This is a genomic window from Brachybacterium sp. FME24 (genome assembly GCF_014897705.1).
GTDB lineage: Bacteria > Actinomycetota > Actinomycetes > Actinomycetales > Dermabacteraceae > Brachybacterium.
On record NZ_JABUXV010000052.1, the window covers coordinates 1 to 1,031 of the forward strand.

1 pseudogene is annotated in these 1,031 nt (G+C 67.1%); it reads left to right on the plus strand.

The window, feature by feature from the left end:
- Nucleotides 1–73 precede the first annotated feature (73 nt).
- A pseudogene (locus INT51_RS21940) lies at nt 74–1,031 on the plus strand (IS3 family transposase); the annotation flags it as partial.

Consider the following 1,031-nt stretch of genomic DNA (forward strand, 5'->3'; position numbering starts at 1 on the left):
GGGGCCTGACCCCGGTTCTTGGACACGCTGAATCCAGCATCTGCTGCTGGGGAAGCGAGATGATCCGAGAACTATGGCCAGAAAGAACTACTCCGAGGAGTTCCGTCGTCAGGCCGTCGACTTGTACGAGTCCACCCCGGGCGCCACGGTCCGCGGCATCGCCGAGGACCTCGGCATCGTGCGCGGCACGCTGCGGCACTGGCTCGAGACGTACGGGACCGGCAAGAAGACCGCCGCCGACGGGACGCTGACCTCCAGCCCACTGCAGTCCAAGAACTCGTCAAAGAGCCCGTCGGCGCCCGAGGGCGAGACACCGGAGCAGAAGATCGCCCGGCTTCAGGCCCGGGTGAACGAGCTTGAGGTCGAGACCACCAAGCTCACCACCGAGCGCGAGATCCTCCAACGGGCAGCGAAGTATTTCGCCGGGGAGACGCGCTGGTGAGTCGCTTCCAGTTCGTCGCCGACAACTCCGCCACCTTCGAGGTGAAGCGACTATGCGAGCTCGTCGAGATCGAGCGCTCGTCCTTCTATGCCTGGCTCAAGGCCGCCCCAGCACGCGAGGAGCGCGCCCGGGCCGATGCCGAGCTCGCGACGCGGATCAGAGCTGTGCATGGCCAGGACAGCACCCAGGGTGCCCCACGGATCACCGCTGAGCTCAACGACGGCGCACCTGTCGGCGATTGCGTGAACCACAAGCGCGTCGCCCGGGTGATGCGGGCCGAGGGCATCCGTGGCTATGTGAAGAAGCGTCGGGTCCGGACCACGATCCCCGAGCCGTCGGGGCAGAAGTACCCCGACCTGCTCAAGCGGGACTTCACCGCCGAAGCGCCGAACCGACGCTACGTCGGGGACATCACCTACCTGCCGTTGGCCGACGGCACGAACCTGTACCTGGCCACCGTGATCGACTGCTACTCACGTCGGCTCGCCGGCTGGGCGGTCGCCGACCACATGCGCACCGAGCTCGTCGAGGACGCACTGAAGGCCGCTGCCGCGGCCCGCGGCAGCCTCAAGGGAGCGATCTTCCACAG